The sequence below is a fragment of the Nonomuraea sp. CA-143628 genome, assembly GCF_050942315.1.
Lineage (GTDB): Bacteria > Actinomycetota > Actinomycetes > Streptosporangiales > Streptosporangiaceae > Nonomuraea.
The window spans coordinates 9,116,043-9,138,215 of sequence record NZ_CP192072.1; the positions used below are offsets into that span (position 1 = coordinate 9,116,043).

Genomic DNA, 22,173 nt, shown 5'->3' on the forward strand with positions numbered 1-22,173 from the left:
GCGGGCGCGGGCGGCCTCGGGTTGGTTCACTGGTTGTCAGGTGATCCGACTTGGTCGATGATCGGCTGGAAGCCTGTGTAGTCGGCCGCGGGCTGCGGGGAGTTCCACGTCTTCTGCGCCATGATCCGCATCCGCGGGTAGATGTCCGTGGCGGCCTCGTCCGCGGTCCAGGTCCCGCCGCTGTTCCAGACGTTCAGCATGGAACCGCGGTGCGCTTGGGCTCCCACGGCCACCGTCTTCACCGGCAGGTACTTGATGTAGGTGCCGTCCTGCTCGCGGTACAGGTAGCCGTAGAACTGCTCGACCGACCAGGAGTCGTACAGGTAGTTGACGTGAATCTGAGGCGTCTGACCGCCCGACGGGTAGGCGTACGTGGGCAGCAGACTGTCATTGACGATCTGGTAGCCCTTGTCGAGCAGCGTCTGCGGCGTGTACGGGCCGTTCGGGCCGAAGAAGTCCTCACTGTCGGAGTCGGTCCAGTACTGGATGACGACGTTCGTGTCGACTTCGATCGTGGTGCCGGGACCTACGTTGTCGTTCCATGCGCGCCCGATCTTGCCCTTGCCGCGGACGAACGCGTTCATCTCGTTCGCGAACTGGATCACCGAGTCCTTCGCGGTGGCGTCGGGTCCGACGGTCGCCTTGGCGTACTGCTCCAGCTGCGGGTAACGCGCGTACTGGCTGTTGGCAAGGTACTCGTCCTGGCCCAGGTGCCAGTACTTGCCGGGGAACAGCGGCAGGTACTCCGCGACGATGCTCTTCAGCAGATCGCGCGCTGCCGGGATCGTGAAGTCGATCTTGGCCGGTGAGACATTGCCGTCCTTGTCGACGAGCCGGTACTGCGGGTACTTCTGCAGCAGCACGCCGAGGTGAGCGGGCATGTCGATCTCGGGGATCACCCTAATGCGGTATCTGGCCGCGTAGGCCACCAGGTTCTTGATCTCGTTCTTCGTGAGGTACTGAGCCGACTGCAGACCCCGGTCGCTCTCGACGCGCCAGCCCTCGTCGTCGGTCAGATGGAGCTGAAGCGTGTTGAGCTTGAGGTAGGCCATGTCTCGGACGCGGGCCTTGAGCCAGTCCAGCGAGAAGTACATGCGCCCGAGATCGATCATGACGCCACGCTCGGGATAGGTCGGCCAGTCGTGGGCGGTGCCGGCGGGGATCGTGTTCCCGTTCTTCAGCAGTTGCAGGATCGTGCGGGTGCCGTTGAAGGCGCCGTCCACGGTGCCCGCCGTGACTATGGCGCTCTTGGCTACGGCCAGTCTGTAGCCCTGGTCCCCGACGTCGGCGATGCCGTTCTGTAGCCCTAGGACGATGTCGCCTGGGCGGGGCCCGTCGTCGTTGCATGCAACCTCGACCGTTGAGCCGAAGCGGCTGCCGAGTTCGGAGGCGAGGAGGGCGGCGACCGGCTTCAGCTTGGGCAGGTCACCTGGATGGACGAGCACCCGGCTCTTGCCGGTGAACGTGAACTGTCCCGTTCCCGCGGTCCATGAGCGCAGGGCCGGAATCGTCACGGGTGTCGTCGTCGATGAGGTCGCTATGGCGGGCGACGCTACCGCCGCGAGGCTGATTCCCACAGCGGCGACGAGTGTCGCTGCGAGAATACGCACTGTTCTGTACCTGTTCTTCATCCACTTTCCTGTCCATTGTCGGATGTGGGTCTGGGGGGTGCGACTGGATTGCGGATGCCGGGAGCGCTAGGAGAGAAGCCCCTGCGTCTCGGTGAGCGCGGAGTACGAGTCGCTGCCGCGATACACGAACTCGTGCACGACGGCGTCCTGGTTCTCAGCGAGGAGTCCGACGAAGCGTCCGGTGAAACCGCCGGCCACCTCGGTGGAGAGGTATCTGCCGTCAATCCGGCCGAGGTCACGCCACTCACGACCGTCGAAAACGCGCGCGACGATGAGATCCGGGCCGTGCCGCAGGGTGCCCGCGCGTTCAGGTGACGGTTCCGTCCGCAGCTCGATCGTCGAGGTGCCGTCCGCGATCAGTTCGCCGAGTGCTATCGGTATGTCGCCGATCGTCGCCACTGCGCGCACCGACTGGGAGCCGACCCGCACGCTCACGCGGTGGTGCGGGTCGATCCGAAGCTCCAACCCGACGCCCGGCCCGACCTTCGCCCGCGTACTGGTGAACAGGTGCTCCTGCCGCCGCCCGACGAAAGCGTTCTCCCCGAGATGCCATCGCCCGCCCTCGATGCGGAGGAGGTCGGCCGGGAGACCCGACGGCGAGACGAACGACAGCGGGATGCCATCGGCGGTGAGTGCTTCGACGAGCACCTCGTCGCGGTCCGGCTCGATGGCGGCGCCGACGCGGGGCCAGCCGTCGTCCCACGAGAGCCAGGCGGCGAAGGTCTCACGGCCGAGAACGTGCCAGGCGGGCGTCGAGCCCCGTGGCCGCGTGCCGAGGAAGACGATCACCCATGACCCGTCGGCGAGCTGGACGAGATCGGCGTGACCTGTGTTCTGCGTCGGCCGATCCGTTCCCCGAGCCGTCAGGATGGGGTTGAAAGGGCAAGGCTCGAAGGGGCCGTCCGGCGACGAGGAACGCGCCACGGTGACGGCATGCCCGCGCTCGGTGCCGCCCTCGGCGATCACCAGGTACCAGAAGCCGTCCTTCTTGTGGAGATGCGGGCCTTCTGGGAACTGGCCTCCGGTGCCACGCCAGGCGACCGCCGGCTCCGAGAGCAGCGATCCGGTCACGGGGTCGAGCTGCGCCTGGAGGATGCCCTGCTGTCCGGCGGGCAGCTCGCCCGACCATGACAACCAGCAGCGTCCGTCGTCGTCCCAGGCGAGATCGGGGTCGATGCCGTGGGCGTCCATTATGCGCAGCGGGTCCGACCAGGGGCCGGCGGGGTCTTCGACCGTGACCAGCAGCTGGCCGGGTCCATTCGTGACGTTGGTGGTGATCATCCAGAATCGGGCGTCGTGGTGGCGCAGCGTCGGCGCGTAGATGCCGCCGGACGGTCTGGCGTTCACCCGCTCAAGCTGTTCCGGGCGGTCCAGCACATGTCCGATCTGCGTCCATCGACGTAGATCGCTGGAGCTGAAGAGGGGAACGCCGGGGGCGTACTCGAAACTGGACGTAACGAGGTAGTACGTGGAGCCGACGCGGCAGATGGACGGGTCCGGATGGAACCCGGGGATGATCGGCGTTTCGGGGATCATCCCTTCACCCCTCCGGTCGCGAGCCCGGACTGCCAGTACCGCTGCAGGAAGATGAACGACGCGATGAGCGGCAGGACGGAGACGAAGGACCCAGTCAGCACGGTGGAGAACAGCACCTGGGCGCCGCCTCCCGCGGACGCGGTGCCCTGCCACTGGGCCAGGCCGACCGTCACCGGGAACAGCGACGGCGTGTTCAGCATGATCAGTGGCAGGAAGTAGTTGTTCCAGGTGGCCACCAATTGGAACAGCAGGACGGTGACGATGCCCGGGGCGAGCAGCCGCAGCCCGATGGTGAAGAAGATCCGGAACTCTCCGGCGCCGTCGACGCGAGCGGCCTCCAGGAGGCTGTCGTCCACGGCGTCGGCCGCGTAGACGCGCATCAGGTACACGCCGAACGGGCTGACGAGCGAGGGCAGGATGATCGCCCACACGGTGTCGGTCAGATTGGCCGCCGCGAACAGCAGGTAGGTCGGCAGCGCGAGGGCGGTGAGCGGCACCATGATGGAGCCGAGGATCACCGAGAACACCACCGTGCCGCCGCGGAAGCGGTACTTCGCGAGCGCGTAACCGGCCGCGGTCGCGAGCATCGCCGCGCCGACCGAGCTGATCACGGCGTACATGACGGTGTTGAGCATCCACTGCCAGAAGACGCCGCCCTGGAAGGTGAACAGGCTGCCGATGTTGTCGAAGAACTCGAAGTTCTTGCCGAACCACAGGCCGAACGTCGCGAACAGATCGCTGTTGTCCTTGGTCGTGGAGATCGTCAACCAGAGCAGCGGAACGAGGAAGTAGGCGACCGAGATCCAGACGAAGAGCGTCAGCAGGGTGCTTCTGCGCTTGTCCCGTGCTGCGCCTCCACGGCGCTTCGGCGGACGGGCGACGGGCGCGGCCTCGGTGGCGAAGGGTGTGGTGGTGGTCATCGAATTCGCTCCCTTCGGCTGGAGGCCGTCTGGACCACGAAGGAAACGATCATGATGATGATGCCCAGGAGGAAGGCGATGGCTGCCGCGTAGTTCACTTCCTGGTGCTTGAAGGCGATGTTGTAGGCGTACAGGTTGGGGGTGAAGTCCGTCCCGATCGCGTTGGGCGCGATGTTGAACAGCAGGTTCGGCTCGTTGAAGAGCTGGAAGGATCCGATGATCGAGAAGATGATCGTGAGGAGGATCGCGGGCCGGATGGCCGGGAGTTTGATGCTCCACGCGATGCGCCACTGCCCCGCCCCGTCGATCTCCGCCGCCTCGTAGAGATCCGTCGGTATCGAGCGGAGAGCCGCGTAGAGAACGATCATGTTGTAGCCGATGAACTCCCACCAGACGACGTTCATGGTCGAACCCAGCACGTTCTGCGGAGAGAGCAGGTTGGGCGCCTGCACCCCGAGGCCCTCGAAGATCTGGGTGATGAGGCCGAAGTCGGCCCCGTAGAGATAGCCCCACATCAGCGCGGCGACCACGGACGGGATCGCGTAGGGGACGAAGATGAGCAGGCGGGCGGCCTTGCCGCCGCGGACCCGTCCGCTGTCCAGCGCCAGAGCGAAGAAGATCGACGCGACCAGCCCGATCGGCACCTGGATGAGGAGGAACAGGGTCACGCGCCTGAGGCCCGCCCAAAAGCTCGGGTCCTCCAGTGCCCGCGCATAGTTGGCGAACCCGCTGAAGACCTCACCCCCCACGAGTTGAGAGGTGAAGAGGCTGATGTACGCGGAGTACACCAGCGGCACGATGAACATCGCCGCGAAGACGAGAAGGAACGGGATGACAAGCAGCCACGCGGCTCGTGTCTGCCCGCGCCGGAGAGAGAAGGCTTTCCGGCGCATGGGGAGTGAGGCCATGGATTCTCCAGGAGACTGGCCCGGGCGAGGAAACCGGGCCGGTCGGATCGTTTACTTGACGGTGAAGCCCTGCCGCTTCGCGTAGGACACCAGATCGTCCTGCCACTGCGAGAGCCCGGCCACGAGGTCTCCCTTCTCGGAGATCGCCTTGCCCAGCGTGTCGTTGAAGCTGGTGTTGGCGTAGTCCATGAAAGGCAGCCACGCGAAGTCCTTGTCGACCGTCTTCGACACGTCGGAGAAGAACTGGTTGACCTTTTGCCCGCCGTAGAACTCGCCGGCCTGGCCGGTGAACTTCGGGTCCTCGAGGGTGGCCTTCTTGGTCGGGAAGAGGAACTGCTCGTTGGCGAGCTTCAGCGTGGACTCGGGGTCGTGGTTGATGAACTTCGCCAGCTGGTACGCCGCGATCGGGTTCTGCGACGAGGCGAGCACGGCGTTCGACGACCCGCCCCAGTTGCCGGAGACGTCCTGGCCGGCCTGCCACTGAGGGATCTTCCCGGCGCGCCACTTCCCGGCGGTGTCCTTCGCGGTTCCCTGCAGGAACACCGGCCCCCACGCGGCCACGAGCCAGCTCGCGTACTTGTCGCGGGACAGGCCCTGGTAGAACTCGTCGGTGAAGTCGGCGTCCGTCGACACCAGGTCCTTCTTGATCAGGTCCTGCCAGTACGACATGACCTTCTTCTCGACGTCACCGGGGAGGTCGATTCCGACGGTCTTGTCGCCGTCGTAGGAGAAGGGCTTGGCTCCGGCCTGCCAGAACAGGCTGATGATCTGCGGCATGTCGTTGCCCGGCAGGTTGGTGATGTACGCCCCGGTCTTCGACTTCACCTGCTCGGCCGCCTTCGCGAAGTCGTCCCAGGTCGCCGGGGCGCCGTCGAGTCCGGCCTTGCGGAAGAGGTCGTCGCGGTACAGGGTGCCGAGGGGCCCGGAGTCCTGGGGGATCGCCCAGACACCCTTGGAGTCGGCTACCTGGTTCCAGACCCAATCGACGTAGTCGCCGGCGAGTTCCTTGCCACCGTAAGGCGTCAGATCGAGCAGGCTGTTGGTCTGCTTGAAGGAGCCGATGTAGTCGTAACCGATCTGGGTGACGTCGGGCGCTCCCTTGCCGGCCTTCAACGCCGCGCGCACCTTGGTGTAGCTGCGGGTCGCGTCCGTTGTGTTGACGAGGTTGACCTTGATCTTCGGGTACTTCTTCTCGAAGAGATCGACTTCCTTCTGGAGGTCGGGCAGCCATGCCCAGAGGGTGAGCGTGGTCGGGGTGTTCATCGCCTTGTCGATGTCCGCCTGCGTGACGTTCTTGATCTGCTTGTCGCCCGAGCCGGAAGCGGAGCTGGAACCGGAGCCGGAACAGCCGGTGAGCGCCAACGCGGCCGTGATCACCAGTGCTCCCAGCGCCCCCGCTGTCTTATGTGCAGGCATCATGGGCCTCTTTCGTGAAGATATTCGAGCTACTCGGGCGAGTAGCCGGTGGCCTCGAGCAGCAACGCGGCGCGCCGCTCGAGTGGAATGTGGGCGCCGAGCTCCCAGTCCTCGCCGGTGACGACGTCACGAACGGCGAACGGCGCCGTGACCTGCGTCGGCTCGGCGGACCAGTTGGAGACGAACGCCAGGCGACGCCCGTTCGCCTCGCCGGTGGAGACCGTGACGGAGGTGCTCGCCGCCCATGTGGTCGTCGCTCGATGGGGAACCAGCCAGCGCGCGAGGCTGCGCGACAGCGGAGGGTTGGGCACGGTGGCCACGTAGGTGACCCGTCCCGCCTCGAAGGGACATGTCGAGATCGCGGCCTGCGCGCCGAGTTCCGTCCGGTCGAACTCGGCGAGGACTTCAGCGTCGTCGACGCGAAGGACCTCCACCCACGCGGTGGCCGCGGTGCCCTCTTCCAGCTTAAGACCACTGGTCGAGCGGACAGTGAGCGGAGTGTCGATGTTGCTGTACTCGTCGTAGCTGATGCCCGCCGCGTCCGCGAGAAAGGCGGGAGCGACCGCCAGCCGCGCGCGAACGAGCTCGTCGGCGTATCCGGTGCGGATGCCTACGACGAGATGCCCTCCGGACGCCGCGTACGCCCGAAGATGCTGGAGCGTCTCATCGTCGGCGACGTAGATCGCTGGGGCGACGATGACCGGATACCGGGCGACGAGTTCCTCAACCGGCGTCGCGAGGAACTGGCGCGTGTGCTTGACCCGGACCTGCGCGCCCGCCTCGAACAGTCCGCGGTAGAAGGCGTCGAAGATGTTGAGGTAGGCCGCCGTGTCGGGGCCGCCGCCTGGCAGCGGCAGCGGCGGATGTGCCTCGAACGACCACTTGGTGTCCGTGGAGTACAGGAGGAGAACGTCGGCGTCCGGCACGTACGCGTCCAGCGCCGGTCCGATCGCCTGCAACGCGGCACCGAGCTCTGCCACCTCCCGGTAGATGCGCCCGGGCTGCTGGCTGTGCGGCAGGACCCCGCCCCAGTACGTCTCGGCGCCGAAATGCAGCGTGTGCCAGTGCCAGTACGCCACCATCCGAGCCCCGCGGGCCAGGAGCGCGAACGCCGCCTGCTTGATCTGCCCGGGGTACGGGGGGTGGTTCTGCCACGGGTCGCCGACGGACTGGGCGTTGGTCTCGGTGACGAGGAACTGCGTCTGGGCCGACGAGTAGGCGCGGTCGCCCCATTGGAAGAGCGCCCACACCCCGGTGTGCCACCACAGCACTTCCCGCGGCACGTCCACGCCGGCCTCGAGCCCGTCCTGCATCTTGTAGTACGCGTTGCCGGCGACCACGTCGAGGGACGCGACCAGTTCGTCATCGGAGACCTGCGGCCGTGGATAGGAGATGCATGTCGTGACGAACTGGTCCTCGCGCGCGTACTCCCGGACCACGTCGGCCTGCCAGCCGATGAGCTCGGTGGCGAGCGTCGACTGGAAGCGGCGCCACTCGATCTGGTACTGCGGAGTGGTGTTCGCGTCGGGCCGCCACAGGTCGGCCCAGTCCGAAAGCCGGTGCGACCAGTAGACGAGCCCCCACTCCCGGTTGAGGTTCTCGACATCCCCGTAGCGGGCCTTGAGCCAGTTGACGAAGCGCTGGAAGGTGTGCTCGTTGTGCGGCAGATGCAGGCCCGGCTCATTGTCCACCTGGAAGCCGATCACCGCGGGATGATCGGCGTACCGGCTGACGACCTTGCGGACGACGCGCTCGGCGTAGAAGCGGTACGCCGGGTGGCTCTGGTCCATCTCCTGCCGGGCGCCCCACCCGTTGCGGACGCCGGTCTTCGACTCGGCGGCGATCTCCGGGTGAAGACGCTGCAGCCACGGCGGCACGGCATAGGTGGGAGTGCCGAGGATGACCGCGATTCCTCGTGCGTGGGCGGCATCGAGCACAGGCTGCAGCCAGTCGAGGTCGAACTCTCCTTCGCGGGGCTCCCACGTGGACCACACCGACTCCCCCACGCGGATGGCGCTGAATCCCGCCGCACGCATCAGGTCGAGATCGCGTTCGAGCGTGCCTTCCGGCTGGTACTCGGCGTAGTACGCAGCGCCGAAGAGCACGCCAGAAAAGGTGGGATTGGCGGTCATGGACACCCTAACTTCAGAAGATGTTGTCGACAACATTGCCGTGAGGCTACGGAGTCGGCAACCGAAAGCGCAAGCCACGCCCCGAGCTTGTTACCTAGCTGAGGCATGAAGCCGGGCCGTCATGGATGAAGCCCGCGGCGCCGCCGGGACGCCATGCGGGAGCGTCAGGCGACCCGCGCCGTGGAGCTCCGAACGATCAGGTTGGGGCTGTACTGCTCCTCGTCGGCGCTGCTCACCGGGCTGGCCTCCCGCTCCGAACCGGCCGCCGAGATCCGGTCGATCAATTGGGCTGCGAGGTGAGCCCCTTCCCCCTCGAAGTCCAGTTGCACCGTGGTCAGCGCCGGCCGCATGAAACGACCTTCCTCGAGATCGTCGATCCCGATGACGCTGAGCTGCTCGGGTATGGCTCGGCCGTCGTCCAGGGCGGCGGCCATCACACCGATCGCCATGGCGTCGTTCGCCGCCGCCACCGCCGTCACAGCTCGTTCCTGATCAGCGAGGGCTTGCCATGCTCGGTATCCGGAGTCAGCAGACCAGTCGCCTTCCCGTATCCATACGACTTCCCCTCCCGCATCTTCGACAGCCGCGAAGAAGCCTGCCGCCCTGTCGCGTGCCGCGAACCAGCCTTCTGGGCCGCTCACGTACCCGATCCGCCGATGACCGAGCTCGAGAAGGTGTTCTGCCGCTCTCCTGCCGACAAGTTGACCGATCAGAACGCCGCTCACCGGGTCGACGATTTGAGCATCGATGATCATGGGAACCTCAAGGATGCGACGCTGCAGTCGTTCCAGCACAACGTCCGTCTGCGCGGTGGCCAGAATCCCCGCCACCTGGTGTTCGGTCGCAAGGTCTATGGCGGCGTCGACCGATTCCGGACCTTCGCCATCGACGGCGATGATGTCGCTGACGAACCCCCGCTTCTGGACCATCTCCGTCACGCCCCGGACAATCAGAGCCGGGCCGCCCTGGCCGATTCTGTCCGCCAGGACCGCTATGCGGTTGGACTTGCGCAGGCGGAGTTGCCGCGCAGCCAGGTTCGGACGGTACTGGAGCCGCTCGAGTGCCGCCTCCACCCGCTGACGCGTGCTGGCGCGGATCCCCTCGTATCCCTGGAGATAGCGGGTGACGGTCTGGTGCGACACTCCCGCTTCCCGCGCGACGTCGTAGATCGTGGGAGGCTTCATGGGTTCATTCATACAGTGCTCACAGCCGAAGCACCGCAACGACAGTCGTCAGCAGAACTTGTACGGCGTCCTCACAGCGCTCCCCAGAAACAGTTGAGGCTGACCGCGGCTTGCGGCCAGTATAGCCAGTGTTGTCGACAACATCGACGGCGGCCGGATCGGTGACGTCCACGACCAGGTCGGCGCCTTCGGTCACCTCGAGGGTGATCACCTTGACGCCGTCGGCCTCGAGGCGGATGGCGGCGGCCTCGCCCAGACCGCTGACGCCGCCGGTGATGAGCGCGGTGCGCATGAGGGGGTCCTTTCAGTGGGATGCGCGCGGCACGGCGCCACCGCTGGAGCCTATGAGGAAGTCGAGGTCGGCGCCGGTGTCGGCCTGCTGGCTACTGGGCGGTCGCGGCACTGCACCACGGCCCCGAGCTGGCCGAGGGCGTCGACGCCTTCCTCGAACGCAGGCGGGCACGTTTCAACCGCTGACCAGCAGAACGAGCGCGCCGCGACCCGCCGTACAATCAGTTGTTAACCGAACGTGGGAGGACGGTTGACAACGCGGAAGGAAAGACAGGCCAAGCGAAGCGGACCTGTGTCGCCGGAGCTCATCGAAGAAGCGGCGATCAAGCTCTTCAGCGAGAAGACCTACCCGGTCGTGGGCATGCGGGACATCAGCGACGCCGTCGGGCTCCTGCCGGGCAGCCTCTACGTCCACATCAGCAAGAAGGAGGACCTGCTCCAGAGCATCGTGGAGAACGGCATCCAGCGCTACCTCGACGCGATCGAGCCGGTGGTGGAGTCGGACCAGACCGCGCCGGAGCGCCTGCGCGGCGCGATCAACGCGCACATGGGCGTGCTCGCCGAATCTCTGGAACAGACCCGCGTCGCCTTCCACCAATGGACCTACCTCGCCTCCACCGGCAGGCGCCGCGTCGTCAAGCTTCGCCGCCGGTACGAGGCCCTCTTCTCACAGATCATCGACGAGGGCATCGAGGCGGGCGAGTTCAGGGCGGTCAAGAGCGCGCGGGTGACGGTGCTGGCCATCATCGGCATGCTCAACTCGGCCACGGAGTGGTTCTCCCCGACCGGCGAACTCACCGCGGAGCAGATCGCCGAGGTCCTCACCGACGGGATGCTCACCGGCCTGGAGGCCTGAGGCCGCACCTCGGCTCACTTAACAAACGCTTGTTCATCCCCCACTTTGCGCTTCAGCCAGCCGATCCTGTGCCTGCCGAAATTCCATCCATACAGGTCAATGGTCGCGCCAAGGGCATCGGCGGCACCCGCGCCGGCGCGCTGCGCAGGGCCAAGATCCACTTTCGACACACGCTGACTCGTTCAGCCCACGCCGGTAAGCGAACCCGAGAATGCCCTTTGTCAGCGGGAAGGGGCAGGACCAAGCGATTCGATCCAGGACGCGAAGTCCGCGGACACGACGTCGAAGTCCGCAGGCTCCAGATCGCCCAGACCGGAGGAGAACACAGCGGAGTCCGGGTCATCGGCACGCAGGAGGAATCCGTGGCCACCACTGTCATCGCCGACGAGGAGGAATCCTGGTGCATACCGCGCGACTTCGTAAGTGGCGTTGCGTTCACCGATGTCCCCTGCCGAGTACACCGCGACACCGGACGCTGTGAGAAGGCCGTCCCTCACGCTCCACAGTGCGAGCAGCGGAGCTGGAAGGCTCATCGCCGTCTCGGCCCGCGCCCGCATCACATCGTCCGGCGTTGCCGCCGCCAGCCTCGAAACCGACCCCGCCACCCCGCACCCCTCCCAACAGACCCCGGGCGCCCTGACCAGCAGCGGCACAGCCACTCACACCAGGACCGCTCCCAAGCAAACCACTACAACCGGCCGACGGCGGCCCCAACATGATCACGATCTCAGTGAACGAAATCGTGGATGACCGCGAGGTAGAGCGCGAACAGCACCGCCCACCACGTAACCGGTTCGAGGGCGTCCCGGCGCTCAGCCCCTGCCGCGCGTGAACAGCTCCTGGGCCTTGGTCTTCAGGCCCTTCTTGACCACGCCGATCGCGTCGGGGTCGCCCTTGATGATGGCCTCGGCGGCGTCCTTGATCTGCTCGAAGTCCGTGTGCGGCGGGATCGGCGGGATGTCGGGGTCGCAGTGGACGTCCAGGACGACGGGCCGGTCCGCGGCCAGGGCGCGGTCCCAGGCCGGGCCGATCGCCTCGGGCTTCTCGACCTCGATCCCCTCCAGATCCAGCGAGCGGGCGAAGCCGGCGTAGGACACGTCCGGCAGGGTCTGGGACTCCTCGAACTTGGGCGCGCCGCCCATGGCCCGCAGTTCCCAGGTGACCTGGTTCAGGTCGTTGTTGTGCAGGACCGCCACGATCAGGCGCGGATCGGCCCACTGGGCGGCGTACCGCTTGATCGTGATGAGCTCGGCCAGCCCGTTCATCTGCATGGCGCCGTCGCCGACGAAGGCGATGACGGGCCGGTCGGGGTGGCCGAACTTGGCGCCGATCGCGTACGGCACGCCCGGCCCCATCGTCGCCAGCGTCCCCGACAGCGAGCCGCGCACGCCGGCGCGGATCTTCAGGTCGCGCGCGTACCAGTTCGCGGCCGAGCCGGAGTCGGCGGTCACGATGGCGTTGTCGGGGAGCCGCGGGTTCAGCTCCCAGAACAGCAGCATCGGGTTGATCGGGTCGGCCTCCACCTTGGCCTGCCGTTCGACCGTGCTCCACCAGCGCGCGAGGTTCCCCTCGACGGTGTCGCGCCAGGACCGGTCCTGTTTGCGGTTCAGGCGCGGGATCAGCGCCCGCAGCGTCTCGGCGGCGTCGCCGACGAGGTTGACCTCGGTCGGGTAGCGCATGCCGATCATGCGGCCGTCGATGTCGATCTGCACGCCGCGCGCCTCGCCGAAGGGCGGCAGGAACTGCGTGTACGGGAAGTTGGACCCGACGATCAGCAGCGTGTCGCAGTCGCGCATGAGCTCGTAGGAGGGCCGGGTGCCGAGCAGGCCGATGGACCCCGTGACGTACGGCAGGTCGTCGGGCAGGACGTCCTTGCCGAGCAGCGCCTTGGCCACCCCGGCCCCGGTGAGCTCGGCGAGCTCCATGACCTCGGCGGCGGCCGCGCGGGCCCCCTGGCCGACCAGGATCGCCACCTTCGACCCGGCGTTGAGGACCTCGGCCGCGCGGCCGATCTCCTCGTCCGGCGCGCGGGTCACCGGCGGCGTGTAGCCGGGGGCCGACGACGGCACGTTCTTGAACGCGTGTGCGGGCGGCTCGTAGGGCTCCTCCTGCAGGTCGGAGGGGATGATCACGGCGGTCGGAGCGCGCTCGGCGACGGCGATGCGCATGGCGCGGTCGATGAGGTTGGGCAGCTGCGCCGGGACGGTCGCCATCTGTACATACGCGCTCGCGACGTCCTTGAACAGGCTCAGCAGGTCCACTTCCTGCTGGTAGTTGCCGCCCATGGCGCTGCGGGCCGTCTGGCCGACGATCGCCACGACCGGGACATGGTCGAGTTTGGCGTCGTACAGGCCGTTCAGCAGGTGGATCGCGCCGGGCCCGCTGGTGGCCAGGCACACCCCGGGTTTGCCGGTGAACTTGGCGTATCCGACGGCCTCGAACGCGGACATCTCCTCGTGCCGGGACTGGACGAACCGCGGGCGGTCGTCGGCGCGTCCCAGCGCCGCGATGATCCCGTTGATACCGTCGCCCGGATAGCCGAACAGGTGCTCCACACCCCACTGACGCAAGCGTATGAGCAGGTAATCGGCAACGGTAGGAGCCATGACCAGGTCCTCCCTGCGATAGCGGCTTTCCCTGGGCCCTGCCCGGGCCACCAGATTGAAACTGGGGCCCGTCACGCGTCCCGTCCGGCTCTTTCGCCATCTCCGGAGCTCAGGTGCCGAACCAGTGCGTCGAGGACCACCAGGTCCTCCCCCGGCTCGATCGTCTGCGGGTTCAGCGCGATCGCGTCGTCGGGTACGCCGGACACACCGACCGCGATCCGCGGGTCTCCCTCCCACAAAGCCCGCACCAACCCGTCCCGGGTCCAGCCGCTGGATGTCAGCAGTCGGACAACCGCTCGCCCGTGCGGCTGGCCCGCCTCACTCGGGTACCCGCGCTCGGCGATGACACCCGGCACTGCGCGCAAGCCGGCGATCCACCGGTCGACCATCTGCTCATAGCTCGCGAGCAGTGCCTCCTCGTCCTGCTCCAGCGTCCACTCGACCGCGGCGTACAGCCCGAGCAGCTCTTCCTTCCCGACCTTCATCCCGCGCCCGATCTGCTGATTCGGCGACGCGTGCGCCCGGCACCTGTCGACGATCCACCGCTTCCCCAGCACCAGCCCACTGGACTGCGGCCCGCGCAGCCCTTTCCCACCGCTGAAGATCACGGCATCCGCACCGAGCTCCGTGGTGAATCGCCACAGCGAGGAGACGGGTGGGATCTGGGCCGCCGCGTCCACGATCACCGGCACAACCGGTGGACCGACGGGGGCCGGGCCGGTCGAGGCGAGTTCCCGGGCGGCTCGGAGCACGTCCTCTATCGGCAGAGCATCCGCCGCGTAGTGGGCGCCGGCGAACCACAGTACGCAGGCGGGGCGGCGTACCAGGGCGGCCCGGAGCTCCTCGATCGACGGACCGACTTCTACGACGCGGGCGCCGGTCAGGCGGGCCGCGTAGTCGTAGCCGTTGCGCTGGCCGGTGAACATGACGACCTCGGCATCGGCCGGGAACGCCTGCGCGGGCTCACCGACACACGACGCGACCGTGAGGGTGATCGCCGCCGCGGCGCCGGACGTCACGCAGGCCGCCTCGTTGCGGGTGAGCGCGGCCAGGCGCTCACCGACGCGGTCGTGGAGTTCGGGCAGGTCGACGAAGTGGGCCGCCGCCTCCGTCATCGCCTTCAGCACCGAGGGCGGCATCAGCGAGCCGCCCAGTGCGGTGAGTGTCGCGGAGGCGTTGACGACGGGCCGGACCCCGAACGGATTGGTCATACGAGGAATCTCGACATCGGTGGCACACCGGCGAGTTCGGCCAGCCAGGCATCCAGGAAGTCGTTGTCGGTGCCGTCGAAGTGGGTCAGCTTGTAGACGCTCGCGGCGGGCAAGGCCCCGACCAGTGCGGCGCACCAGTCCGGATCATCGACGGCGAGCAACGTCCGAGCGGTCACCGCGGACGCGTGCCGGACCGGGTCGAAGTAGGCAAGAGTGTTGTCAACAATCTGCGCCGACGAGCCGGCACGGAGGTGATCGTTGAGCTCCTCGAGCGGATAGCGGCTCGACTTCAGCCGTGCCTCCGCCGCCCGGTAGAACAGCAGCTCCGAGAGCCGGACCGCGCTGAACCCGGGCCGCCGGGCGGCCGTCAGCAGCGCCAGGTCGTCCCCGCTCACGGCCACCCGCGCCGGGTCGACCTCCTCCAGGCTCATCAGGAACTCCGCGGCCCGCAGGCAGTCCGCCGCGATCCCGCGATAGATGTAGGACGCCGGGTCGTCGATGCCCATCGTCAGCAATCCCGGGTACGCCGCCGAGAACCCTTCGTCGGCCAGCCGCTGACCACGGTGCGTCAGGGCGAACACGACGTACCGGCTGCGATCGTTCGGGTGCGGCACGAGGTTGACGCTCCCGTGGCGCGGCGTCTGCAGGAGCGCGGGGAACGGCCCGTCACCGGCCGGGATGCTGAGATGACCGAAGACGCGGTACGGCCCGGTGCTGGTGAGCCGCACGGTGTAGCTGGTCGCCTCGTCCGTCGTCTGCGCCGGCGCCAGGTCGAGCGCGGGCCGAGCGGAGATCGCGGCCAGCTCCTCATCGATGGCGGACCAGTAGCCGTCGAAGTCCATCGGTTCACCGTCCCGGCGTGAGGTGTTCGGCAAGGAAGTCCTCCACGATCCGCATCACGCCTGGCAGCCCGGCGTGGTGCGCGCAGTGCGGGTAGGTGTGCAGGGTGGTCTCACAGGTCAGCACCCGGTGCAGCGCGAACCCGGTCTCCGGCGGGCACACGTCGTCCTCGAGCCCGAGGTATATCAGCGTCGGCGCCCGCACCTTCGGCGCGAAGTTGAGCCCGTCGTAGTACGCGACCGTCTCCCGCACCCGGTCGACGTCCTTCGGGTGCGTCCGCAAGTACTCGTTGATCTCCTCGTACGGATACGACCGGGTCAGTGTCGGTGCGGTCATGATCCCGCACAGGTACGGCGCTCCCGCCGCGACGCACCGGATCACGTCCGGCAGGAGTGCGGCCGTCGAGATCCCGAGGCCACCGCCCTGACTCGACCCCTGCAGTCCGATCCGCAGATCATCGACTTCCGGACGATCGAGCAGTACCTCGACCGCCCGCACCACGTCGAGGTAGAACCCGCGATACCCGTAGGTGTTGTGGTCGATGATGTTGTGCGTCAGCAGTCCCGGGTAGCCCGGGTTGAACACGTCGTTCGAGCGCAGCTTTCCGCGCGGCGCGACCGCGAGCGCGGCGTACCCGAGCTCGGACCATTCCTTCGGGATCGCCGGCTCGGAGATGTAGCCGGGGATCGTCACCAGCGCCGGGTGCGGGGCCGGCCGATCGCGCGGGACGGTGTACCAGCCCGCGATCCGCAGACCGCCATAGCTGGTGTAGCGCAGATCGTGGACGATCACCTTGTCCGTGGACAGCGATGGCATTTCGGTGAGGACCGGGTCCAGCGGGTACGACGCGCAATCCGCCAGGCCGGCCGCCCAGAAGTCGTCGAAGTCGTCCGGCAGCTCGACCTCGACGATCGCGTTCTCGGGGTCTCTCAAGAGCGTTCCTCTCGATGGGGGGCATGCAGCGCGGTGCCGTCGGAGGCCTTGAACAGATGCAGGCGGTTCTGGTTGAAGCCGACGTACACCGTGCTGTCATGACCCAGCCGGAACGGCACCGGGACGCGGGCCTTCAGCAGCTCGCCGTCGATCCGGACCGTGACGAGCACGTCCGGACCGAGCGGCTCGGACACGAACACCTTCCCGGGCTGGTAGCCCGCGACCGGGGTCGGCGACAACGTCACGTCCTCCGGCCGGACGCCCAGGACGACGGCCGGGTCGTCCGGCGAAACGTCGTACCGGCCCAGCTCCTGGCTCAACGCGCCGCTGCGGAAGGTACGGACGCCGTCCACGTCGGCCAGTTCACCGGTGACGAAGTTCATCGGCGGCGAGCCCATGAACGACGCGACGAACCGGTTCGCCGGTCGTTCGTAGATCTCCCCCGGCGTCGCGCACTGCTGGACGACGCCGTCGCGCATCACCGCGATCCGGTCCGACATCGTCATCGCCTCGACCTGGTCGTGGGTGACGTAGATGAAGGTCCGGGCGACGTCCACGTGCAGCCGCTTGATCTCCGCGCGCATCAGCACCCGGAGCTGCGCGTCTAGGTTGGACAGCGGCTCGTCGAGCAGATACGCGCCGGCGTCCCGTACGATCGCGCGACCCAGTGCGACCCGTTGCCGTTGACCACCGGACAGCTCGCGCGGCTTGCGATCCAGCAGGTCCTCGATGTCCAGCGTCCGGGCCGCCCGCAGCACCTGCTCGTCGATCATCGCCTTGGGCACCCGCATCATCTTCAGCGCGAACCCGATGTTCTGCCGGACCGTCTTGTGCGGGTAGAGCGCGTAGCTCTGGAACACCATCGCGACGTCGCGCTTGTTGGCCGGCAGCCAGCTGACCGGCTTGCCGTCGAAGAAGATGTTGCCCGCGGAGGCCCGTTCCAGGCCGCAGATCATCCGCAGGGTTGTCGACTTCCCGCAACCGGACGGGCCGACCAGGGTGAGGAACTCCTGATCCTCGATGGTCAGATTCAGGTCCTTCACCACGGTCTTGGCGCCGAACGACTTGGTGACGCCTTCGAGTCGAACCTCTGCCATCTGTCAGCCCTTCACGGATCCGGCGGCCATGCCCTGGACCAGCTTGCGCTGGAAGAGCAGGGCCAATGCCAGGGGTGGGACGACCGCGAGCACGCCGGCCGCGGCCATGACGGTGAACTGGGTGTTGAAGTCGGTGGCGAAGTTCGCCGCCACCACCGGGATCGTCTTCGCCGCCTTCGTGCTGGTCAGGAACAACGCGAACATGAACTCGTTCCACGCGGTCATGAACGCGAACACCGCGGCCGCGACCAGCCCCGGCGCCGCGACCGGCAGGAACACCGACCACATGGTCCGGAACCAGCCGCACCGATCCACCCGGGCCGCCTCCTCCAGCTCGCGCGGCACCGAGCGGAAGAAGTCCTTCAGGATCCAGATCGTGATCGGCAGCGCGAACGTCGTGTACGAAAGGATCAGCGCCAGGTAGGTGTCCAGCAGCCCGAACGTCCGCATCAGCAGGTAGAACGGGATGATGATCGCGATCCCCGGCACCATCCGGGTGAGCAGGTAGAGCATGAGCAGCACCTGACTGCCCCGGAACTTCAGCCGCGAGAACGAGTACGCCGCGAACGTGGCCAGCGCGAGATTCAGGATCGCCGTCGAGGTGGCGACGATCAGGCTGTTGCGCAAGGAGTACGGCGTCTCGTCGATCGCCCGGCCGCCGACGAGTTGCTGGGCCTCACTCGGATGAACGAAACCGAGATAGTTCTCCAGCGTCGGGCGGTCCGGAACCCAGTGCGGCGGAACGGAGATCGCGTCCACCTCGTGCATGAAGCTCATCGCGACGATCCAGTAGAACGGCAACACCAGATACAGCGCGAACACGACCGCCAGCACGTACAGGACGATCTTCTTCCAGGGGATCCGGTAGCGCAGGGGAACCTTCACCACGGTGCTCATACCTCGAAGTCCCCCTTCCGGTAGAGCAGGCCGATGTAGCCGACCGAGATCAGCAGGGTGATCGCGGTGATCACCCAGGCGTAGGCGCTGCCCAGGCCGAAGTCGGTGAAGGTCAGGACGGTCTGCACGTCGAGCAGGGCGATGGTGGTGGTCGCGTCACCCGGTCCGCCGCCGGTCAGCACGTAGATGGTGTCGAAGGCGCGGAAGGCGTTCATCGTCTCGAGGATCAGCACGATCAGCAGGGGGTGCAGCAACCACGGCACCGTCACCTGGACGAACCGCTGCACCGCACCCGCCCGGTCGACGGTGGCGGCGTCGTACAGCTCCGAAGGGATCGTCGACAGTCCGGCGAGCAGGATGATGACCGAGAACGGGAGCGTGTTCCACACCTGGGCCAGCGCGGTGAACAGGAACGCGCCGGTCCCGGACGTCAGCCAGGCCTGGTATTCGTCGATCAGCCCGAGCTGCGTCAGCAGACCGTTCAGGGCGCCGGTCTTCGCGTCGAAGATGGTCCGCCACATCAGGCCGTTGACCACCCCCGGCATCGCCCAAGGCAGCAAGGCCAGGCTGAGCAACAGACCGCGGCCGCGGAACTGCTCGTTCAGCACCAGCGCCAGGATCAGCGCGAGGACGACGGTCAGCCCGAGCACCACGAGGACGAACAGGGCCGACACCTTCAGCGCGGACAGGAAAGCCTGATCGCTGAGCAGGGCCTGGTAGTTGTCGAAGCCGATGAAGCTCTTCGCCCGCGGGCGCTTCAGGTTGTTGCGTTGCAGGCTGACCCAGAACGAGTACGCGATCGGGTAGGCGACCAGCAGGGCGATCACGATCATGGCCGGCGCGTTCAGCGCCCAGGCCTTGGCGTTGTCGCCCAGCGGCCGGCGTTCGTCGAGGACGGCCATCCTCAGCTGTACTTCTTCTTCAGCGTCTCGGCGGACTGCGCCAGGCTCGCCACCGCCGCGGCCGGCTGCGTCTGGTTGCTCAGCACGCCCTGTACGACCTTGTGCATCTCGGTTTCGAACTCGGTGTACCACGGCATGCCGAGCACGTTGCGCGGCTTGGCGATCTCGCCCAGGTGGGCGTAGATCTCCGGGTCGGCGAACTTCTTCAGCGACGCGGTGATCTCCGGGTCGGTCGCCATCGACTTGTAGGCGAACCCGAGACCACGCTGCAGGAACCAGAACTTCGCGGTATTAGGCTGCTTGTTCGCGTCGAGCCCGCCCAGATAGGTGAGCAGCTTGAACGCGTTGTCCTTCACCTCGGTGTCCTTGGCCAGCGCATAGAGCCGGGTGTTGCTGACCGTCCCGTGCACCTGACCGTCGAGGCTCGGTATCAGCGCCATCCGGATCTTGCCCGCGGCCTTGGACTTGGTCGCGTCGTTGTAGTCGCGGCTGGCGTACCGCGCGCCGATCGTGTACGCGTACCGGTTCGCCTTCATCGCGTTGTCGATCGGGACCGGCAGCAGCTGCAGGCAGGCCGGGTCGATCACCTTCGACTTGTTCGCCGCCTGCTGCAGCCAGGCGAAGACGTCCTTCACCACGGTGTCGGTGGTGTTCATGATCGGCGCCTGCTGGTCGTCGAACATGTTGCCGCCGCTGCCGTAGACCAGCGCCCACACCCAGGACCACCAGGTGTCGGACAGTTGCGCCGGTACGCCGATCGGGTACTTCAGGAGGCCGGCGTTCTTGATCTTGACCGCCTGCGCTTCCAGCTCCTCCAGGCTGGCAGGCGGTTTCGTGATCCCGGCCTTGGCCAGGATGTCGGCGTTGTAGGTCAGGGCGTTGGAGTCGGTGTAGTACGGCAGGCCGTAGCGCTTGCCCTGGTAGGTCATCGCGGTCGCGTTGCCCGGGTAGATCGCGTTGTACACCTCGTCGACGCCGGGCATGCCGTCGAGCGGCTGGAGGTAGTCCCCCTCGACCCAGCCGGCGAGGGAATCGTCGTACACGTAAAGGGCGTCCGGGCCGCCGCCGCCGGTGAACTCGGCGACTACTTTCTGAACGTACTGCGCACTCGTGATCGGGGTGTAGTTGACCTTGATCTTGCTGGTCTTGGTGAAGTTGTCGAGGTTCTGCTGGACGAGTGCGGCCTCGTAGTCCCAGCCCTCGAACTTCACGCTGCCGTCGCCGGAGCCCGCCGACTTGTCGTTGGAGCAGGCGGACAGCAGGGGCGATGCGGCGGGCAGGGCCAGGCCGAGGCCGGCGTACTTCAGGATCTGGCGGCGGTTGAACTCCATGGGGGGTCCCTTCAACGGGAGGAGCGCGGTAGCGCTTGGGCGATGCGTAGTCGGTACAGACGCGTCGGGCGTCCTTTCGGATGGTGCTGAGCAGTGCCTTCGACGCTCACCAGGCCCCCAGCGTCGAGTGTCCGGATCAGTCGGCGCCCGCTCTGATCCGTGATGCCGAGATGGTCGGCGAGCTCACCGGGCGAGATCGCGCGACCTTCCAGTTCGTGCTCCAGTGCCGCCAGCCGGGAGACGGTCGCGGCGCTGAGGCCGACGGACTTCGCGAGCCGTTCGACGTCGTCGCCGTGCTCGCGGTAGGAGTAGCTGAGCGCCGCCCGGACCGGACCCATCGGGCCGATGATCACGCCGCTGTCCTCGATCAGGTAGCCGCATGGCTCGCTCTCCCGCTCGGCTCGGGCGGCCGCCTGTTCGGCCAGGGCCACGCAGCCGCGGGCGGACGCGCCGACGCCGAACCCGGCCGAGACCTGCGCGCCGAGCGCCGTGGCCGCCTCGGCGAGCGCGGGTACGGCGACCCAGTTGCGGGTGATGCGCTCGAACAGGGCCTTGTGGGCGAAGACGACGACACCGCGCCGGCCGCGGTCCTCGATCCACGCGCCGGCGAACTCGGGGGTGTTGAGCAACAGGTTCATCAGGCCGATCCGGGCCCGTTCCTCGTCCTGCGAATGCGAGATCAGGAAGACTCCGGCGGCGAAGCGTTGTGCGCTGGCCCGCTCGGACTCGATCCGGAGCGCGAGCTCGTGCAGCTCGGTCCGGATCGTCGCCGGCACCGGCATGCCGCTCATGATCGGGATCTCGCCGGACAGTCGCTCGCGGACGGCCGCGCGGACGCTGATCACGTAGCTGCGCTCGCCGAACCGGTGGTACGCGGAACGGTGGAACTCGACGATGTCCGCCACGGATTGCGTGGGGGCGTACGGCAGGCAGTCGATGGCGTCGGCGTCGAGCTCGAGCGCGAGGGCGACCGCCTCGACCGCCTCGGCGGGAAAGGTGTCGATGCTGACCGGGGTGCGACCCCAGCCACGCTCCTGGGCGCGGTAGAGCGCGAGGGTCAGGTCGAGCGCCGACGAGCGGATCACGCCGACCGGGAGGCCGGGTGGGAGGAGTTCGCGGCTGGCCGTGTACGGGACCGGGCCGGCCAGGAAGCCGTCGAGCCGGGTCGTGCTCAGGAACTCGGCGACCTTGGCGCGGATCTCGTCCTCGTGGTCGTAGCTGACCCATTCCAGGTCGACCCCACGAAGCGTGTTCGCGGCTTCCCGGAACAACTTCCCGTGCATGGAGTGGGTCACCACTCCGATCACCATCGCCACGACACCCCTTTACGAACTAGGTTCGTAAATGACTCGTAAATCCGATTCCGACCAAACTCTCCCCTCGCAGGGGTCCAGGTCAAGGGATCAGCCAAAAGAAATTCCCCGGCGGCAAGCCTGCCGCCGGGGACCGATGGTGTACCGAAGGAATGTCGAAGCAGCCGGA

Annotated in this window: 20 protein-coding genes; 1 reads left to right on the forward strand and 19 read right to left on the reverse strand. The window is 67.2% G+C overall.

Going from position 1 to position 22,173, the window contains the following annotated elements:
- Positions 1-26 precede the first annotated feature (26 nt).
- The 8 genes from ACQP2T_RS41535 to ACQP2T_RS41570 form a co-directional block, all read right to left on the reverse strand.
- Positions 27-1,514 carry a family 20 glycosylhydrolase gene (locus ACQP2T_RS41535; protein ID WP_433510322.1) on the reverse strand — a complete coding sequence of 496 codons (1,488 nt, stop codon included), beginning with the start codon at positions 1,512-1,514 and terminating at the stop codon, positions 27-29.
- Positions 1,515-1,697: 183 nt separating this feature from the next.
- Complete coding sequence (locus tag ACQP2T_RS41540; protein WP_433510323.1) at positions 1,698-3,167, reverse strand: family 43 glycosylhydrolase; 1,470 nt, start codon at positions 3,165-3,167, stop codon at positions 1,698-1,700.
- Positions 3,164-4,087 (reverse strand): carbohydrate ABC transporter permease, encoded by a 924-nt coding sequence (locus ACQP2T_RS41545; RefSeq protein WP_433510324.1) that lies wholly within the window; start codon positions 4,085-4,087, stop codon positions 3,164-3,166. The genes ACQP2T_RS41540 and ACQP2T_RS41545 overlap by 4 nt, the downstream gene beginning before the upstream one ends.
- Positions 4,084-4,995: a carbohydrate ABC transporter permease gene (locus ACQP2T_RS41550; RefSeq protein WP_433510325.1), complete on the reverse strand. Its 912-nt coding sequence runs from the start codon at positions 4,993-4,995 to the stop codon at positions 4,084-4,086. The genes ACQP2T_RS41545 and ACQP2T_RS41550 overlap by 4 nt, the downstream gene beginning before the upstream one ends.
- A gap of 51 nt (positions 4,996-5,046) precedes the next feature.
- Entirely contained in the window at positions 5,047-6,414 is a 1,368-nt protein-coding gene (locus tag ACQP2T_RS41555) for an extracellular solute-binding protein (protein WP_433510326.1), read from the reverse strand.
- 26 nt (positions 6,415-6,440) lie between these two features.
- A complete protein-coding gene (locus ACQP2T_RS41560) occupies positions 6,441-8,516 on the reverse strand; it encodes a beta-galactosidase (protein ID WP_433510327.1) in 2,076 nt (691 codons plus the stop codon).
- Between the two features lie 191 nt (positions 8,517-8,707).
- Positions 8,708-9,727 carry a LacI family DNA-binding transcriptional regulator gene (locus ACQP2T_RS41565; protein ID WP_433510328.1) on the reverse strand — a complete coding sequence of 340 codons (1,020 nt, stop codon included), beginning with the start codon at positions 9,725-9,727 and terminating at the stop codon, positions 8,708-8,710.
- Between the two features lie 19 nt (positions 9,728-9,746).
- On the reverse strand, positions 9,747-10,019 hold the full coding sequence (locus ACQP2T_RS41570) for a hypothetical protein (protein ID WP_433510329.1): 273 nt from the start codon (positions 10,017-10,019) through the stop codon (positions 9,747-9,749).
- A gap of 291 nt (positions 10,020-10,310) precedes the next feature.
- On the opposite strand from ACQP2T_RS41570, the gene ACQP2T_RS41575 reads away from it, so the two are divergent.
- Positions 10,311-10,874 (forward strand): TetR family transcriptional regulator, encoded by a 564-nt coding sequence (locus tag ACQP2T_RS41575; RefSeq protein ID WP_433510330.1) that lies wholly within the window; start codon positions 10,311-10,313, stop codon positions 10,872-10,874.
- Between the two features lie 14 nt (positions 10,875-10,888).
- On the opposite strand, the gene ACQP2T_RS41580 is transcribed toward ACQP2T_RS41575, so the two are convergent.
- The 11 genes from ACQP2T_RS41580 to ACQP2T_RS41630 all read right to left on the reverse strand — a co-directional run bounded on the left by ACQP2T_RS41580 (position 10,889) and on the right by ACQP2T_RS41630 (position 22,007).
- A complete protein-coding gene (locus ACQP2T_RS41580) occupies positions 10,889-11,044 on the reverse strand; it encodes a hypothetical protein (protein WP_433510331.1) in 156 nt (51 codons plus the stop codon).
- A gap of 51 nt (positions 11,045-11,095) precedes the next feature.
- Positions 11,096-11,479, reverse strand: coding sequence for a hypothetical protein (locus ACQP2T_RS41585; RefSeq protein WP_433510332.1), 384 nt, complete (start codon positions 11,477-11,479; stop codon positions 11,096-11,098).
- A gap of 207 nt (positions 11,480-11,686) precedes the next feature.
- Positions 11,687-13,480, reverse strand: coding sequence for a thiamine pyrophosphate-requiring protein (locus tag ACQP2T_RS41590; RefSeq protein ID WP_433510333.1), 1,794 nt, complete (start codon positions 13,478-13,480; stop codon positions 11,687-11,689).
- A gap of 71 nt (positions 13,481-13,551) precedes the next feature.
- The gene (locus tag ACQP2T_RS41595) at positions 13,552-14,691 is read right to left on the reverse strand and encodes a hypothetical protein (protein WP_433510334.1); all 1,140 of its coding nucleotides are present in this window, start codon (positions 14,689-14,691) and stop codon (positions 13,552-13,554) included.
- Positions 14,688-15,533: an acetylxylan esterase gene (locus ACQP2T_RS41600; RefSeq protein ID WP_433510335.1), complete on the reverse strand. Its 846-nt coding sequence runs from the start codon at positions 15,531-15,533 to the stop codon at positions 14,688-14,690. The genes ACQP2T_RS41595 and ACQP2T_RS41600 overlap by 4 nt, the downstream gene beginning before the upstream one ends.
- 4 nt (positions 15,534-15,537) lie before the next feature.
- The gene (locus ACQP2T_RS41605; RefSeq protein WP_433510336.1) at positions 15,538-16,464 is read right to left on the reverse strand and encodes an acetylxylan esterase; all 927 of its coding nucleotides are present in this window, start codon (positions 16,462-16,464) and stop codon (positions 15,538-15,540) included.
- Positions 16,461-17,561, reverse strand: a complete 1,101-nt coding sequence (locus ACQP2T_RS41610; RefSeq protein ID WP_433510337.1) for an ABC transporter ATP-binding protein — start codon at positions 17,559-17,561, stop codon at positions 16,461-16,463. Before ACQP2T_RS41610 ends, ACQP2T_RS41605 begins: the two co-directional genes overlap by 4 nt.
- A gap of 3 nt (positions 17,562-17,564) precedes the next feature.
- Positions 17,565-18,458 carry a carbohydrate ABC transporter permease gene (locus ACQP2T_RS41615; protein WP_433510338.1) on the reverse strand — a complete coding sequence of 298 codons (894 nt, stop codon included), beginning with the start codon at positions 18,456-18,458 and terminating at the stop codon, positions 17,565-17,567.
- On the reverse strand, positions 18,455-19,360 hold the full coding sequence (locus ACQP2T_RS41620; protein WP_433510339.1) for a carbohydrate ABC transporter permease: 906 nt from the start codon (positions 19,358-19,360) through the stop codon (positions 18,455-18,457). Before ACQP2T_RS41620 ends, ACQP2T_RS41615 begins: the two co-directional genes overlap by 4 nt.
- A 2-nt stretch (positions 19,361-19,362) precedes the next feature.
- Positions 19,363-20,691, reverse strand: a complete 1,329-nt coding sequence (locus tag ACQP2T_RS41625; protein WP_433510340.1) for an extracellular solute-binding protein — start codon at positions 20,689-20,691, stop codon at positions 19,363-19,365.
- Positions 20,692-20,702: 11 nt separating this feature from the next.
- Positions 20,703-22,007 (reverse strand): hypothetical protein, encoded by a 1,305-nt coding sequence (locus tag ACQP2T_RS41630; protein ID WP_433510341.1) that lies wholly within the window; start codon positions 22,005-22,007, stop codon positions 20,703-20,705.
- Positions 22,008-22,173: the final 166 nt, after the last annotated feature.